Origin of the sequence: Bacillus cytotoxicus NVH 391-98 (assembly GCF_000017425.1) — a bacterium.
Lineage (GTDB): Bacteria > Bacillota > Bacilli > Bacillales > Bacillaceae_G > Bacillus_A > Bacillus_A cytotoxicus.
This window is the reverse complement of sequence record NC_009674.1, coordinates 3,763,053-3,776,325: the sequence shown is the minus strand read 5'-3', so window position 1 is coordinate 3,776,325 and position 13,273 is coordinate 3,763,053. Positions and strand designations below refer to the sequence as shown.

The 13,273-nt window shown below is 38.8% G+C and carries 10 protein-coding genes and 2 pseudogenes; 9 read left to right on the top strand and 3 right to left on the bottom strand.

The annotated features are described in order from the left end of the window. The first annotated feature begins 7 nt into the window (after window positions 1-7). Together BCER98_RS18780 and BCER98_RS18775 are read left to right on the top strand one after the other, a co-directional pair. The gene (locus BCER98_RS18780) at window positions 8-1,444 is read left to right on the top strand and encodes a S41 family peptidase (RefSeq protein WP_012096172.1); all 1,437 of its coding nucleotides are present in this window, start codon (window positions 8-10) and stop codon (window positions 1,442-1,444) included. A gap of 97 nt (window positions 1,445-1,541) precedes the next feature. Further along, a complete protein-coding gene (locus BCER98_RS18775; RefSeq protein ID WP_041810123.1) occupies window positions 1,542-2,744 on the top strand; it encodes a PDZ domain-containing protein in 1,203 nt (400 codons plus the stop codon). Window positions 2,745-2,893: 149 nt separating this feature from the next. Here BCER98_RS18775 and BCER98_RS18770 read toward each other — a convergent pair. From BCER98_RS18770 to BCER98_RS18765, 3 genes and pseudogenes are all read right to left on the bottom strand, one after another. Beyond that, a pseudogene (locus BCER98_RS18770) lies at window positions 2,894-3,502 on the bottom strand (flavodoxin family protein); the annotation flags it as partial. 4 nt (window positions 3,503-3,506) lie between these two features. Further along, window positions 3,507-3,897, bottom strand: a pseudogene (locus BCER98_RS21480) (MerR family transcriptional regulator). After that, complete coding sequence (locus tag BCER98_RS18765) at window positions 3,825-4,718, bottom strand: LysR family transcriptional regulator (RefSeq protein WP_012096170.1); 894 nt, start codon at window positions 4,716-4,718, stop codon at window positions 3,825-3,827. Before BCER98_RS18765 ends, BCER98_RS21480 begins: the two are co-directional and overlap by 73 nt. Before the next feature lie 166 nt (window positions 4,719-4,884). On the opposite strand from BCER98_RS18765, the gene BCER98_RS18760 reads away from it, so the two are divergent. The 7 genes from BCER98_RS18760 to uvrA all read left to right on the top strand — a co-directional run bounded on the left by BCER98_RS18760 (window position 4,885) and on the right by uvrA (window position 13,231). After that, window positions 4,885-5,898: a YeiH family protein gene (locus tag BCER98_RS18760; protein WP_012096169.1), complete on the top strand. Its 1,014-nt coding sequence runs from the start codon at window positions 4,885-4,887 to the stop codon at window positions 5,896-5,898. A 120-nt stretch (window positions 5,899-6,018) separates the two neighbouring features. After that, entirely contained in the window at window positions 6,019-6,216 is a 198-nt protein-coding gene (locus BCER98_RS18755; protein WP_012096168.1) for a helix-turn-helix transcriptional regulator, read from the top strand. 20 nt (window positions 6,217-6,236) lie between these two features. Then, the gene (locus BCER98_RS18750) at window positions 6,237-6,446 is read left to right on the top strand and encodes a hypothetical protein (protein ID WP_041810609.1); all 210 of its coding nucleotides are present in this window, start codon (window positions 6,237-6,239) and stop codon (window positions 6,444-6,446) included. A gap of 418 nt (window positions 6,447-6,864) precedes the next feature. Then, window positions 6,865-7,626 (top strand): MerR family transcriptional regulator, encoded by a 762-nt coding sequence (locus tag BCER98_RS18745; protein ID WP_041810121.1) that lies wholly within the window; start codon window positions 6,865-6,867, stop codon window positions 7,624-7,626. Next, entirely contained in the window at window positions 7,623-8,243 is a 621-nt protein-coding gene (locus BCER98_RS18740; RefSeq protein ID WP_012096165.1) for a hypothetical protein, read from the top strand. The genes BCER98_RS18745 and BCER98_RS18740 overlap by 4 nt, the downstream gene beginning before the upstream one ends. A gap of 135 nt (window positions 8,244-8,378) precedes the next feature. Next, window positions 8,379-10,355 (top strand): excinuclease ABC subunit UvrB, encoded by a 1,977-nt coding sequence (gene uvrB, locus BCER98_RS18735; protein WP_012096164.1) that lies wholly within the window; start codon window positions 8,379-8,381, stop codon window positions 10,353-10,355. A gap of 5 nt (window positions 10,356-10,360) precedes the next feature. Next, entirely contained in the window at window positions 10,361-13,231 is a 2,871-nt protein-coding gene (gene uvrA, locus BCER98_RS18730; RefSeq protein WP_012096163.1) for an excinuclease ABC subunit UvrA, read from the top strand. Window positions 13,232-13,273: the final 42 nt, after the last annotated feature.

Below are 13,273 nucleotides of genomic sequence, written 5' to 3'. Positions count from 1 at the left end.
TTCCGCATTGAAACGTAGAGTTGCGATTATTGGAATGATTGTTACATTTTTAATCGGTGCTGGTGGAATGTTTGCGGGTATGTATCTGTTTGGTATTAACCCATCATATGTTGCACGAACAATAACAAACGATCGTGCTGGCACTACACAAGAGAACTTAGCAAAAATGAGTGAAGCGTATGCATTGATTCAGTCGAGTTATGTGGAAGACGTGAAAGATGACAAGCTTGTGGAGGGCGCGATACAAGGAATGTTATCTACTCTGAAAGATCCTTATTCCACGTATATGGACCAAAAGACGGCAAAACAGTTTAACGAAGCTCTTGATCCCGAACTAGAAGGAATTGGAGCAGAAGTGAACAAAACAGATGACAAATTAATCATTGTTTCTCCAATTAAAGGGTCACCGGCAGAGAAAGCAGGTATGAAACCGAATGATGAAATTTTGTCAGTAGATGGAAAGAGTGTAAAAGGTTTATCGCGTGAAGAGGCTGTGTTAAAGATTCGCGGTAAAAAAGGAACGACGGTTGCAATTGAAATTAAGCGTGCAGGAGTCACTGATCCAATCAAATTTGAAATTAAGCGTGATAAGATTCCGATTTTTACTGTATTTAGTTCCGTGAAGAAGGAAATGGACAAAAACATTGGGTATATGCAAATTACTTCGTTCTCTGAAAAAACAGCGGAGGAATTTAAAGATCAATTAAAAGAGCTTGAAAAGAAAGAAATTACAGGATTGATAATCGATGTACGTGGTAATCCAGGTGGCTATTTAAAGAGTGTTGAAGATATTTTAGGATTAATCATGACCGATAAAAAGCCAATGTTGCAAGTAGAACAACGCAATGGTGAGAAAAAGAAATTCTATACTTCATTAAAAGAGAGAAAACCGTATCCAATCTCGGTATTAATTGATAGTGGAAGTGCTTCTGCTTCGGAAATTTTAGCTGGTGCGTTAAAAGAAGGGGAAGGATATAATTTAGTTGGTGAAAAGACATTTGGCAAAGGAACTGTGCAACAAGCTGTTCCATTTAAAGATGGTAGTAATATTAAATTAACGATGTTTAAATGGTTAACACCGAATGGCAATTGGATTCATAAAAAAGGGATTGCCCCAACCGTAGAGGTGAAGCAACCAGATTATTATCATGCAACACCGATTCAAATTGAAAAGACACTTTCTTATAATTCAAATGATGTACAAGTAAAACATGCGCAACAAATGTTGAAAAGTCTCGGATATGTGCCAGGTCGTGAAGATGGATATTTCAGCAAAGAAACAGAATCAGCTGTTAAAGCGTTCCAAAATGCAAATCAGTTAGAAGCAACGGGAAAGCTTGATAAAAAAACAGCTGAAGCCATTCAAAATAAAATTATTGAAAAGATTCGCTCTGGTGAAAATGACTTGCAGCTACAAGCAGCATTAAAATTAATGGCGAAATAAGAAAAAACACAGGCAAAATGTGATGCCTGTGTTTTTTTATGCGTGTTAAACAAACGCTTGTTTAGTTGTGTTAATATAAAAAGAAAGAATGATATAAATGGTGGTGAATGAATTCGTGGAGGCGTGGGCTTTTGAAATTATACGAGCAGTTGGACGCTTTTTTTCGCATCCTGCTGTCTATATATTTGTAATAAGTAGTATTTTTGTTGGCTATTTACGTATATTAAGAGAACGAAAAGATTTTTCTTTTAAAGTATATGATCTTTGGTTTGAACTGCGAACATCTTTATTTGCTGGAATTGGATATGGGTTGTTTGCATCGATTATAACAATTGGGCTTGGACTTGTTGTATCAGAGGCAAGTATATGGATGATTTTGATTTGGACACTCATATTTGGATTAACGGCTTGGTATCGATATTTATCGGCAGCCTACACATTTGGAGCAGCTATTGCAGTTGTTTTATTATCTACGAATATACCAATCTCTCTGCTGAAAATAGGTTCAGGAGAAGAAGATACTATTGTATCACTTGCGATTTTACTTGGAATTATGCTCGTTATCGAGGGAAGGTTAATTTCGAAGAATGCAGTCCGATATTCTACACCGATGTTAAAAAGAAGTAAGCGCGGTTTAAAGGTTGGATTACATGAATCGAAGCGTATATGGCTCGTTCCAATCTTTATTCTTGTTCCAGGTGACGCTGTAACACAACTATTTTCATGGTGGCCTATTGTTTCAGTAGGTTCACAAACATACTCTTTATTTCTTGTTCCATTTTTAATCGGTTTTATGAGGAAAATTAGAAGTTACGAGCCGAGAGAAGCGCTGCTATTTACAGGAAGACGTGTATTTGGATTGGCTGCAATTGTGCTGGTTTTAGGCATTGCAAGTTATTGGTGGCATGTATTAGCCATTGTAGCGATGGGAGCTGCAATGCTTGGACGCTTTACAATTGCGATGCAGGAGCGAATTACCGATGAGACACGCCCCGCCTATTTTGCAACGCGTGAAGCTGGACTAGTAGTATTAGATACGATTCCAAATACTGTTGGTGCAGAACTACAGTTAAAGCCAGGAGAGATGATTACAAAAGTAAATGGTGTGATTCCAAAAACAGCCGAGGAATTTTACGCTGCTTTGCAAACGAAGACAACAGGAGCGTTTTGTAAATTGGAAGTACTTGATACAAAAGGTGAGCTTCGTCTTGCGCAAACGGCATTGTATGCAGATGGACATCATGAATTAGGGATTATATTTGTAGAACAAGATCATCAGTGGGATACAGAAGCTGTATAAAGCGAAAGACCTTCGAAATAGAAGGTCTTTTTTTATAGGCAAACGAAATAGTGATAAGAAACCAGCTAATATGTTGAACCACCTCTATTTCTTGGGAAATATGAAATATCTTGCTGAAATATAGGGAAGCTGATGCAGAGCTTCCGCATTTGTTCGTTTTGTTTCAATAGTTGATTATACAATTGTGCCTTTATCATTAGAAATGTCTCCTGGTGCATGAGCCTCTCCGATTATATAGCCCGTAAATGATGAACTGACGAAATCGAAAATGTATTGGAATTGAGCAATAAGTGGAAATGCTTTTCATGTTGGATGATCCCCTCCAACAATGACAACATACATTTGTTTCGATTTCATTTTTTCTTTGAAAGGAAGAGCGGCATCTTGAAAACTTTGAGACCAACGTTCAATAAAGTTTTTCATATGTCTGCTCATGCCATACCAGTATAGCGGTGTAGCGAAGATAATGGTATGATGTGCGAGCATTTGTTCAACGAGGCTTCGATAGTCATCATTGACTGATTGAAATCCTTTCGTATCATGACGTTGATCTGTAACGGGTTGGATATTGTAATTACGTAAATAAAGTGAAACTTTAATCAGTGGGGGCTTCATCCCCCACTGATTATGAGCCCTCACCAATCGGACTGCTCTAAAATAGCGGGATAAATTTGTGTTACCTAAATACCATCTATTATCACATGTGTAAGAGTTTCTGTATTTCTATTTGGTCGGGGACTTCCGTGTATAACGAACATAGAATCACTCCTTTTCTTTTGCTTGTTTTAGGAGTGAAACGTACCTTTTTAGATTTGTTTGAATGGTAGAGAATAAGGAAATTTGCCTTGTTACTTCAATCAGTTTCTCTTCATAAAGTGTCAGAATACTACTGCATTTCATAAAGATTTGGCTCAATTTCTAGGCAGCACAGCATTTGTGCCGTTTCGTCTAAATGTAAACCAATCTTTGGATAAGCTCTACCTTCTCGATAGCGTTCTCATCAAAATTACGATATCCATTGGAGAGGCGTTTTGAAGGCAGCATTCCTTTTTCTTCGTAGATATCGTAATGATCGTTCACTTATACTAGTTTGTTTGTAAAAGACTGTACATGGTCTAGAAAGACTTGAATAGCTTTGGAAGGAGTAAAATATTTACCGCGAACAATCGAGAAGGGACGAATAAGCTTCTCATTGGGGAGGGCAATATGGAAAAATTCTTTTGCTTCTAATTCTTTTCGAATTGTCCAGTTAGAAAGGATTGCAATGCCTAGGCCTGCACTAACCGCTTCTTTCACACTTTGAATACTACTAAATGTAAAGAATCGTTTCATCTTTAAATGATGCTGATGAATAAAGCGCTCACTATAAGCCCGTGTTCCAGATCCACTTTCTCGTAAAATCCAAACTTGATCTTGTAATGTCTGCTCATTTATTTCATTTATATAAAGCAATGGATGATTTGGTGGAACGATGAGCTTCATTTCATCTTGCATAAAGGGTTCTACGTCTATGTCGGCATATACAACTTGTCCTTCTACTAAACCAATATCAATTTGATTCGAGCGAAGGCTTTGCAGCACTTCTTCTGTATTGGAAATGAACGTATGCACTTCGACGTAAGGATTTTCCTTAGCATAGGGTGCTAATATTTTAGGGAGTAAGTATTCGCCAATTGTAAAACTAGCACCAATGCGGAGTGTCCCTGTTACAACGTTATGTAGGTCGTTAATTTCCTGCTTTGCTTCGTCATAAAGAGAGAGTATCTGCTTTGCATAGGTATATAAAATATTGCCAGCTTCTGTGACTTGGACATGTTTTGGAGAACGGTGAATCAGTATCGTGCCAAATTCATTTTCTAAATTACGAATATGCATGCTAACCCCTGGTTGAGAAAGGTTGAGCAGGTCCGCAGCATGAGAAAAATGCTGTTGTTCTACGACCGTAACGAATATTTTTAAAATGTCGACATTCATGATATGCCTCCCTTTATATTTTTTATTATGAAACTCTTTTTATTTTATCATAAGTTTTTTTTATGATTGGGATTATATATTGGTATTAAACTTATTATTAAAGTTTTTCTATAATGGAAATAGATAGAACATGCATGTTCCAATATGATTATTGGAGTGGTACGAAGTGGAAGAAACAGTTGTTATACAAAAGAGAAAGCGTTTTGGTTTTTCGAAAGGAATTGGGATTACGCTATTTATTGCGATTGCTGCGAAATATTTAGCCAATTTTCCGCTTTTCAATATTATGGGGCAATTAGTGATTGCTATTTTAATTGGGATGATTTGGAGAGCGAAAATGGGTCTGCCTTCCGAAGCGATTGCAGGTACGAAGTTTGCGAGTAAGAAGTTGCTTCGCTTCGGCATTATTTTGCTCGGGATGCGTTTAAATTTAATTGATATTGCGAAGGCGGGGCCAAAGGTGTTAGTGATAGCTGTAATTATTATTACCTTTACGATCTTTGTGGTATATGGGTTAACGAGGATATTCCAAGTAGATAAGAAAATAGGAATCTTAACGGCGTGCGGTACGGCGATTTGTGGCGCGGCAGCAGTCGTGGCTATTGCACCGCAAGTGAAAGCGAAGGACGATGAAATAGCAGTTGGCGCGGCAATCATTGCAATTTTAGGCACAATATTTACACTCGTGTATACTTTATTATATCCAGTGATTCCTTTCTCCCCATACGGTTATGGTGTCTTTTCTGGAGCGACGCTACATGAAATTGCACACGTCATCGCTGCGGCCGCGCCAGGAGGAAGTACATCTGTTGATATTGCAGTGATTGTAAAACTAACGCGCGTTGCTATGCTTGTACCGGTAGCCATTTTAATTGGCCTATGTTTCGGAAAGAGCGAGAGCGGAAAGCCAAAAAGGTCGTGGCGTGATCTTCCAATTCCATGGTTCATTTTTGGATTTTTAGCGATGAGCGCGGTGCATTCACTTGGAGTGGTTTCAGAGCTTGTGGCGAGTTACATTGTCGTTATTGCCTATATGCTAATTGCAATGGCGATGGCAGGGCTTGGATTAAATGTAGAATTTCAAGCGTTCCGTAAATTAGGAAGCAAAGCATTTATAGCAGGGATGATTGGCTCCGTTTGCCTTTCTATTCTTGGGTATATTTTGGTTTATGTGATATAGAGAAAGGGGCGGCATAAGTTATATGCCCCTTTTTTATGTTTTGAAAAAATTCCCTTTATTTATTTTTAGAAAATATTTATAATCTATGTAAAGATATCTTTACTTTTAAAGGTGGAGCCGATGGGTGTAAAAAATCGAATTAAAGAATTAAGAAAAGAAAATCATATTACGCAAGTAGAAATGGCAAGGGCACTGCAAGTGACTAGGCAAACGATTGTAGCGGTTGAAAATCATCATTATAACCCAAGTCTAGAGCTATCGCTGAAGATTGCGAGATATTTTGGGATGAAGGTGGAAGAGATATTTACGTTAAAGTAAGGGAGTGAAACAAAATGAGAATGCAAGATGAATATGAGAGACATCAATCGGATAAAGCATTTAAATATTTAGGACTATTTTATGCGCTAAGTTTAGCGGTATGGGGACTATACAATTTAATCGTTTCTGGAAGTGCTGGTATGCCGTTTGTTCTTTTGGTGATTGGGCAGTTTATATATTTTTTAGTGAATTACTGGCCGAAATGGAAGTTTAGAAAGTTAGACGAGTAAAAGAGGACATACATAATGAAAAGACGGGTTGATGAATATGAGTGGTAGCTATGTTTGCATTATCATTGTTGCTGTTGAATTATCTTATTATTTGCTGTGTGGGCGTATCATAAAAAAGCTGGTTGCATGAGACATGTAACCAGCTTTTTGATAGGTGGGAGGTGCTGTTTTCTTGTCGTGATTTGTCGACTCGTCGATATTCTTTGTCGAAACGCCGATATAATTCATTTTGCGCCGATAAAAGTGGTTCAAGCGCCGATATAATTTCATTTACCGCTAAAAGTACTACTGAAATGTTGAATTTTATGTACCAGCCATCGCCCACCCCATTTACCATCTCGCTTAACCTATGTTATTTTTTTACAAAAGTCCTTGAAAGTTACGTTACGTCATCTTTTACAATGAAAATGAAAGGGGGATGAGGATGATTTCGATTCAGGAACTGACCAAGGAGACCAGAGTTACGGTGAGAACACTTCGTTATTACGATCAAATCGGTTTATTAAAGCCAAGTGGCAAAACAGATGGAGGTCATCGGTTATATAGTGAAGTGGATGTTATTCGGTTGCAGCAAATTTTATTTTTAAAGGAAATGGGTTTCTCGTTAAAAGAGATTATGAATATGTTAGTAACAGATCTATATAGCTTAAAGGAGTCGCTAGAAAGGCAGCTGAAATTTGTTCAAGGGGAGCAACAGAAATTTGAACGAATGGAGAAAATGCTACAAGCTGTCATATATTCTACGGAGTTAGAAGGGGAAGTAAATTGGAACGTCATGTTTGAACTTATTCAACTTTCAAAGCAGTCCCCGCGTATACGTGAAAGATTTCAACAACAGGTATTTTCAGAGGAAGAAAAAAAGCTTCTGGAGAAATTACCAAATATGAGTGAAGACAATGAAAGTGTTCAGGAATGGATAAAATTATTGAAACAGTTACGTGGATATATGGAAGAAGGGAAGAAGCCGTCCCATGATGATGTGCAGGAAGCTACGAATCAATTAATGGTGAAATGTTTGGCGATGGCGGATGGAGATGAAGCCTTTTTAGATAAATTATGGGAAGTGCGGAAATCAAAAGAGGGCTCGCAAAACATGAACATGTATCCAATGGAGGAGGAGTTTTTCGCATATATGGATGAAGCTTTTCGTATATACGATGAAAGGGAGCGAGGAAAATGAGTATACTGACAGAATATAGGTGGTACTTTTTAATTGGTGCGGAAATTGTATTTTGGATATCAGCGGTTGGATTTTTTATTTTGCGGTATGGGTTTCGGCTTCGAAAAGCAAGTTTTATCGCAGGGATTGTATTACTTTTAAACGAATTATTTATACTCGCGCTAGGCGTTCTTGACTACTATCAAACAGGTAAGTTTTCAAACTTTCAACTCATCACCATGATCATACTAATCTATGCGCTTTTATATGGAAAAAAGGATTTGCGAAAATTAGATATATGGGTACAAAAACGTATTGCAAAATGGCGAAATGAGCCGGTGCCTTATATTGAAGAGCCATCAGAATTGACTGGATGGGCTTATACAAAACAAGAACTAGGGCAGTGGGTGTTGCATTTTATTTTATTTATTACGGTTCATATTATCTTTTTCTTTGTGTATGGGCTTGTCCCATTGGAAGAATGGAAGAATTGGTTGGACGACGGGATTGTTTTAAATAAATCGGCAAGTCGTTTCAGCCAAGTGTGGGGAGTTGTTTTTTTTATTGATACGGTTATTACTTTTTCATATGTGATTTTTCCGAAGAAAGAGAAGGGGAAAAGAAAGTTGCTTTCTTAATAATGAAAGCAGCTTTTTTCATTTTTCATTATATATTGTCGAAAACTTTACCGAATATTTGTTCGTTTTCTTGGTTTTTTTATGGGCATTCGTGGTAAAATGGGAATACAGATTTTTTAGAGGAGGTCGGATTTGGTGGAACGTGAATTTGAAATTGTCTCAGAATACTCCCCGCAGGGTGATCAGCCGAAAGCAATCGAGCAGCTTGTCAAGGGAATTCAAAACGGTAAGAGACATCAAGTGTTGCTTGGAGCGACAGGAACGGGTAAAACATTTACAATTTCGAATGTAATTAAAGAAGTGAAAAAGCCGACACTTGTTATGGCTCATAATAAAACGTTAGCAGGACAACTGTATAGCGAGCTAAAAGATTTCTTTCCAAACAATGCAGTTGAGTATTTCGTTAGTTATTATGATTATTATCAACCGGAAGCATATGTACCACAAACCGATACGTTTATTGAAAAAGATGCACAAATTAATGATGAAATTGATAAGCTGCGCCACTCGGCAACGTCGGCTTTATTTGAGCGTGATGATGTCATTATTGTCGCAAGTGTATCTTGCATTTATGGTTTAGGTTCTCCAGAAGAGTATCGTGAGCTTGTCGTTTCACTGCGCGTTGGCATGGAGAAAGATCGCAACCAGTTGCTGCGCGAGCTCGTTGATGTACAGTATGGACGCAATGATATTGATTTTCAGCGCGGAACGTTTCGCGTTCGCGGCGATGTCGTAGAGATTTTCCCAGCATCTCTTGATGAACATTGCATCAGAATCGAGTTTTTTGGAGATGAAATTGATCGCATTCGAGAAGTGGATGCATTAACAGGTGAAGTATTGGCAGAACGTGAACATGTAGCGATCTTTCCAGCATCTCACTTCGTTACACGTGAAGAGAAGATGAAAGTCGCGATTGAAAATATTGAAAAAGAATTAGAAGAACGTTTAAAAGAATTAAATGAGCAAGGGAAACTATTAGAAGCGCAGCGCATCGAGCAGCGGACGCGTTATGATTTAGAAATGATGCGTGAGATGGGATTTTGCTCAGGGATTGAAAACTACTCTCGTCATTTAACACTCCGTCCTGCTGGTTCAACGCCATATACATTATTAGATTATTTTCCTAAGGACTTTCTAATCGTAATGGATGAATCTCATGTAACGGTTCCGCAAGTAAGAGCGATGTATAATGGCGACCAGGCGCGTAAGCAAGTGCTTGTTGACCATGGGTTCCGCTTACCTTCAGCTTTAGATAATAGACCGCTTAAGTTTGAAGAGTTTGAAGAGAAAGCAAATCAAATTATATATGTTTCGGCAACGCCAGGTCCATATGAGTTAGAGCATGCACCAGAAGTTGTAGAGCAAATTATTCGTCCAACCGGGCTCTTAGATCCGAAAATTGAAGTAAGACCAATTGAAGGACAGATTGATGACTTATTAGGAGAAATACAAGAGCGAATTGCGAAAAATGAGCGCGTTTTAATTACGACATTAACGAAGAAAATGTCAGAGGATTTAACAGATTACTTAAAGGATGTTGGGATTAAGGTAAATTATCTTCATTCTGAAATTAAAACGCTTGAGCGAATTGAAATCATTCGTGATCTTCGTCTTGGCAAGTTCGACGTACTTGTTGGAATTAACTTATTGCGAGAAGGTCTTGATATTCCAGAAGTATCACTTGTTGCGATTTTAGATGCGGATAAAGAAGGATTTTTGCGCTCAGAGCGATCACTCATTCAAACGATTGGCCGTGCTGCGCGTAATGAGAACGGTCACGTTATTATGTATGCAGATCATATAACAAAATCGATGCAAATCGCCATTGATGAAACGAAACGTCGTCGTGAAAAACAAGAGGCTTACAATAAAGAGCATGGCATCACACCAAAAACAATTCAAAAAGAAGTGCGCGATGTGATTCGTGCGACAGTAGCGGCGGAAGAAACAGAAGTATATGAAGCAACGGCAATGAAGAAAATGACAAAGAAAGAACGAGAAAAAACGATTGCGAAGATGGAAGCAGAAATGAAGGAAGCAGCAAAAGCTTTAGATTTCGAGCGTGCGGCTGAGCTAAGAGATTTAATACTAGAACTAAAAGCGGAAGGGTGAAGAGAGTGAGCAAAGACCATATCGTTGTAAAAGGTGCGAGAGCACATAACTTAAAAAATATTGATGTAACCATTCCGAGAAATCAACTTGTTGTTGTGACGGGACTATCTGGTTCAGGGAAATCATCATTGGCATTCGATACGATTTATGCGGAAGGGCAACGTAGATATGTGGAATCATTATCTGCGTATGCGCGTCAGTTTTTAGGACAAATGGATAAGCCTGATGTCGATACGATTGAAGGCTTATCTCCAGCGATTTCAATCGATCAGAAAACAACGAGCCGTAACCCGCGTTCAACAGTTGGAACAGTAACGGAAATTTATGATTACTTACGCTTATTATTTGCTCGTATTGGGACACCAATCTGCCCAAAGCATGGGATTGAAATTACTTCCCAAACAGTAGAGCAAATGGTCGACCGTGTTCTTGAATATCCAGAGCGTACAAAATTACAAGTATTAGCGCCGATTGTATCTGGGCGTAAAGGCGCTCATGTGAAAGTGTTAGAAGATATTAAGAAACAAGGGTATGTACGTGTTCGGGTGGATGGAGAAATGCTAGATGTATCTGATGAAATTACACTAGATAAAAATAAGAAACATTCCATTGAAGTTGTTATCGATCGTATCGTTGTAAAAGATGGAATTGCAAGTCGTCTTGCTGATTCGCTTGAAAGTGCACTGAAACTAGGCGGGGGACGTGTGTTAATCGATGTAATTGGCGAAGAAGAACTGTTGTTTAGTGAACATCATGCATGTCCGCATTGCGGTTTCTCAATTGGTGAGTTAGAGCCGCGCATGTTCTCATTTAATAGTCCATTTGGTGCATGTCCAACTTGCGATGGACTTGGTTCAAGATTAGAAGTAGATTTAGAGCTTGTAATTCCAAATTGGGATTTATCTTTAAATGAGCATGCCATTGCTCCGTGGGAACCGACAAGCTCACAATATTATCCGCAATTATTACAATCTGTATGCAAGCATTACGGTATCGATATGGACATGCCAGTAAAGGATATTCCAAAAGAGTTGTTTGATAAAGTGCTGTATGGAAGTGGAGAAGAGAAGGTTCATTTCCGTTATGTCAATGACTTTGGGCAAGTGAAAGAAAGTGAAATTGTATTTGAAGGAGTCATTCCAAATATTGAACGTCGCTTTCGGGAAACGAGTTCTGATTATATTCGGGAACAAATGGAAAAATATATGGCGGAGCAAGCGTGTCCAAAATGTAAAGGCGGCCGTTTAAAACCGGAAAGTTTAGCTGTATTCATAGCCGGAAAAACAATTGCTGATGTAACGAAGTACTCTGTGCAAGAAGCATATGGCTTCTTTTCAAAGATTGAACTGACAGAAAAACAAGCGAAAATTGCTTACCAGATTTTACGTGAAATTAAAGAGCGGCTCACTTTCTTAAATAATGTCGGGCTTGATTATTTAACGTTAAGTCGTGCGGCAGGGACGCTGTCAGGTGGTGAAGCGCAGCGCATTCGTCTCGCTACACAAATCGGCTCTCGTCTTACTGGTGTCCTTTATATTCTAGATGAACCGTCCATTGGTTTACATCAGCGTGATAATGACCGCCTTATTCATACATTGCAAGACATGCGTGATTTAGGAAATACGCTTATTGTTGTGGAGCATGATGAAGATACAATGATGGCGGCGGACTATTTGATTGATATTGGTCCTGGCGCGGGCATTCATGGGGGACAAGTTGTATCAGCTGGTTCGCCAGAAGAAGTAATGAATGACGAGAATTCATTAACTGGTCAATATTTAAGTGGGGAAAAATTCATTCCTGTTCCGCTTGAAAGAAGAAAAGGTGACGGACGTAAAATTGAGATTATTGGTGCGAAAGAAAATAATTTAAAGAATGCAAGAATGTCATTCCCACTCGGCACTTTTGTTGCAGTAACTGGTGTATCTGGTTCAGGTAAAAGTACGATGGTTAATGAAGTATTGTATAAGTCTTTAGCACAGAAACTATATAAAGCAAAAAGTAAACCAGGGGCTCATAAACAAATTAAAGGTCTTGAACATTTAGATAAAGTAATTGATATTGATCAATCGCCAATCGGACGGACACCTCGTTCCAATCCGGCAACATATACAGGTGTGTTTGATGATATTCGGGATGTGTTTGCACAAACGAATGAGGCGAAAGTACGCGGCTATCAAAAAGGGCGCTTTAGCTTTAACGTAAAAGGAGGACGCTGTGAAGCTTGCCGCGGTGATGGGATTATCAAAATTGAAATGCACTTCTTGCCAGATGTATATGTTCCGTGTGAAGTGTGCCATGGCAAACGCTATAACCGCGAAACGTTAGAGGTAAAATACAAAGATAAGAACATTTCAGAAGTATTAGAGATGACTATTGAAGACGGAGTGGAATTCTTTGCGAATATCCCGAAAATTAAACGGAAATTACAGACACTTGTAGATGTTGGGCTCGGATATATGAAGCTCGGACAGCCAGCTACGACGTTATCAGGCGGTGAAGCGCAGCGTGTAAAACTAGCATCTGAATTGCATCGTCGTTCTACGGGACGTACATTATATATTTTAGATGAACCGACAACGGGCTTACATGTGCATGATATTGCGCGCCTTCTTGAAGTGTTGCAGCGCCTTGTTGAAAACGGAGAAACGGTACTTGTGATTGAACATAACCTAGATGTGATTAAGACAGCAGATTACATTGTTGACCTTGGTCCAGAGGGTGGAGATAAAGGTGGACAAATCGTTGCTTCGGGAACGCCAGAACAAGTCGTAAAAGAAGAGTGTTCGTATACAGGCAAGTATTTAAAAGAGGTTTTAGAGCGTGATACAGCTCGTATGAAAGAGAAAATAAAAGAAGTGGAGGTAGGGAGCTAAGCCGATTGGCTAGCTCTTTACTTTGTTTTTGAGGATTATAGG